The organism is Brasilonema octagenarum UFV-OR1 (assembly GCF_963888615.1).
Lineage (GTDB): Bacteria > Cyanobacteriota > Cyanobacteriia > Cyanobacteriales > Nostocaceae > Brasilonema > Brasilonema sennae.
In genome coordinates, this window is the sequence record NZ_CAWPKW010000253.1 from 1 (window position 1) to 3,456 (window position 3,456).

Sequence of the window (3,456 nt, forward strand, 5' to 3'; positions counted from 1 at the left end):
GACCCTCCCGCAGCGCTGGACTCACCGTAAGGCGTGGCCGTTCCCACTAGGGCGTTCGCCGTAAGGCGTGCGCTCTGCGCACACCCAAAGGGGTTTCCCGACTTGTAAGCGCAAGCGCACGAATCGAGCGAACGCGCAGCGTCTGGGCAGGAGATACGCGTAAGCGTGTCCCTTTGGGACTTACAAAGCAGCGTCTGGGCAGGAGTTAGCATCTGGCGTGGGCTTGTATCCTTTTTACTGATTCTGAGTACTGAGTTCTGTGTTCTGAGTTCTTTCTTCGGTCATCAAACTCCCAAAATACAGATTCTCAACAAAATCTCACGCAAGACTTGAAAACAAAAGTTTTCTCATTTGAAATAGAAAAAAATAATCATCAAAACTTTTGTGAGCCACCTCTTACATTTTTCCGTCCCATAGCATAATAGAGATGTGACTCATCTGCTAGACCCTTTACGATCCCTCAAACAAGGTCACTGGTTCAAGCTCATCTGCGGGGCCAGCTACCAACATCTGCCTGCGGTTAGAAGTTTAACACTAGCCTACACTTTGGCTGGCGCTGACTGCATAGATGTTGCCGCTGATCCAGCTGTTATTGCCGCAGCCAAAGAAGGGCTGCAAGCTGCCTCTGCCTTATCAGAGGTTGCTGGGCAGCAAGGATTTGGCTTGCCTGGAAGGTCTCCCCTGTTGATGGTTAGTCTCAACGACGGGGAAGATCCACATTTCCGCAAAGCTGAGTTTAATTCTACAGAATGCCCCAAGGAATGTGATAGACCATGTGAAAGGATTTGTCCAGCCCAAGCAATTGTTTTTAATAGTATAAAAAACGAATCATCAGGGATTATATCACAAAAATGCTACGGGTGTGGTCGTTGCATACCCATTTGTCCATACGATATAATTTATACAAGGTCATATGTATCAACGCCAGGAGCGATCGCACCATTGATCCTGTCATCAGGAGTAGATGCCGTAGAAATTCATACAAATGTTGGGCGTTTGACAGAATTTACAAGATTGTGGCAAGCGATTTTACCTTGGGTTGAGCGTTTGAAGTTAGTCGCCATCAGTTGTCCAGATGGAGACGGTCTGATTGACTATCTTCACGCCCTTTATAACGTAATTGCCCCCATACCGTGTGCTTTAATTTGGCAGACTGACGGTCGTCCGATGAGTGGGGATATTGGTGATGGTACCACTCAGGCCGCAGTCAAGTTAGGGCAAAAAGTCTTGGCAGCTAAATTACCGGGATATGTGCAATTAGCTGGTGGAACCAACAGCTACACTGTTGCCAAGTTGAAGGCAATGGATCTTCTGAAGAGAGCGGGGGAAGCTTATTCCTCTTCGTCCTCTTCCTCCTCTTCCATTGCTGGTATCGCTTACGGTAGTTACGCCCGGGTATTACTGTCACCCATTCTTGAGCAATTAGAAGCTAAGGAGGTGAAAAATGCTTGTCTTAAAACAACTGTCCGCTTAGAAGAAGAACCAGAATTGCTCGCTCAAGCGGTTTCGCTTGCACATTCTCTCGTTTCCCAACTCAAGTCACAGCAGTAGGGAACACTGTTCCCGATTCGCCCGTTGCGGACACTTTCTGGTGGCGGGGTGATCCTCCTCGTACTACAAGTGTCCAAGTATCTCTAAAAAACGTCACCATAAAAAGCATGACGATTAAAGACGATCTTCAAAAATTGTTGGACATTTTACCCCAAGATTTGCAGCAGATACTAGAAAAGCATCCTCAACGAGATAGCCTAGTAGAAGTAGTCTTGGATTTGGGTCGTCGTCCTGAAGCTCGCTTTCCCAATCAAGCAGAGTATCTGGGCGAAACACCGGTTACGCAAGAACAGATAGATGATTGCATCAAGAGAGTGGGAACCTTTGGCGCGGATAATCGGGCAGGAATTGAGCAAACCCTGCACAGGATTAGTGCCATCCGCAACCGCAGTGGTAAGATTATCGGCTTAACCTGTCGTGTTGGTCGGGCGATATTCGGCACAATTGGCATGATCCGCGATTTGGTAGAAACTGGAAAATCAATTCTCATGCTAGGACGCCCTGGTGTGGGTAAAACCACTGCACTACGGGAGATTGCCCGTGTTTTAGCGGATGATTTCCAAAAGCGAGTAGTCATAATTGACACTTCTAACGAAATCGCTGGAGATGGTGACGTTGCCCACCCCGCGATCGGTCGCTCACGGCGGATGCAAGTGGCTCATCCAGAACAACAGCATCAAGTGATGATTGAAGCTGTGGAAAACCATATGCCAGAAGTCATCGTTATTGATGAAATTGGTACAGAACTGGAAGCCTTAGCAGCTCGTACGATTGCCGAACGAGGTGTCCAGTTGGTAGGAACTGCTCATGGTAATCAGATTGAAAACCTGATCAAAAATCCGACGCTTGCTGACTTGGTTGGTGGTATCCAGGCTGTGACACTGGGAGACGATGAAGCCAGACGGCGAGGAACTCAAAAGACAGTTTTAGAACGCAAAGCACCTCCCACTTTCGAGATTGCGGTGGAAATGTTAGAACGGCAACGCTGGGTAGTTCACGACAGCGTCGCTGACACAGTTGATACTCTCCTACGGGGACGTCAGCCTAGTCCGCAAGTCAGAACTGTGGATGACAATGGCAATGTGAACGTGACTCGTCAGCTTACCGCAATCAACGGTCGTGGACAAACACTCGGGGGAGAAGAATCTTTCCCAGCACCAGCACGACAGACAAACGGCTGGCGTGCAACTGGGCAAATGATACCCCTACCGACATTGTCTGGTCAAAGCCAAAAGAGTTCTGCACCAAGTGAGTTTGACCGCTTACTCGATGAATCCTTTAATGGTTTTGATGGCTTTGATTTCGACTCCACCACTACTAGACATGCAGGACCTAATGGCGAAGATTTGCCACTGCACGTATATCCCTATGGCGTTAGCCGGAGCCAATTGGAACAGGTAGTTGGGGTTCTTTCTTTACCAGTAACATTGACAAAAGATCTTGATAGTGCTGATGCTATATTGGCGTTGCGATCGCACGTCAAAAACCACGCCAAATTACGGCAAATGGCTAGAGCACGTCAAATACCAATTCATATGATCAAGTCCAGCACTCTACCGCAGATTACCCGAGGCTTGCGGCGGTTGCTGAATATGGACGATCCGGAAGTTAACGACGATCGCGAAATGCAACTGTTTCTCCACAGCGCCAGTGATGATGAAATGGACGCGCTGGAAGAAGCAAGACTTGCTGTAGAGCAAATCGTGATTCCCAAAGGACAGCCAGTCGAATTATTGCCCCGTTCTCCTCAAGTGCGGAAAATGCAGCACGAATTGGTAGAACACTATCGGCTGAAATCTAATAGCTTTGGGGAAGAACCAAATCGGCGTTTGCGGATCTATCCGGCTTAAAACAGTGAACAGTGAACAGTGAACAAGGGGTGGACGAGTCCGTTTCCTACCTGAT

The 3,456-nt window shown here is 48.2% G+C and carries 2 protein-coding genes; both read left to right on the top strand.

Annotation, left to right across the window (positions count from 1 at the left end; all coding sequences use genetic code 11):
• The first annotated feature begins 429 nt into the window (after positions 1-429).
• Positions 430-1,551: a circadian clock protein LdpA gene (gene ldpA, locus AC5590_RS20740; RefSeq protein WP_169268927.1), complete on the top strand. Its 1,122-nt coding sequence runs from the start codon at positions 430-432 to the stop codon at positions 1,549-1,551.
• Positions 1,552-1,658: 107 nt separating this feature from the next.
• A complete protein-coding gene (locus AC5590_RS20745; RefSeq protein ID WP_169268928.1) occupies positions 1,659-3,401 on the top strand; it encodes a R3H domain-containing nucleic acid-binding protein in 1,743 nt (580 codons plus the stop codon).
• Positions 3,402-3,456 lie beyond the last annotated feature (55 nt).

Coding starts and splice junctions, on each gene's coding strand:
- AC5590_RS20745 (WP_169268928.1), top strand. CDS start 1,659: ATGACGATTAAAGACGATCTTCAAAAATTGTTGGACATTTTACCCCAA.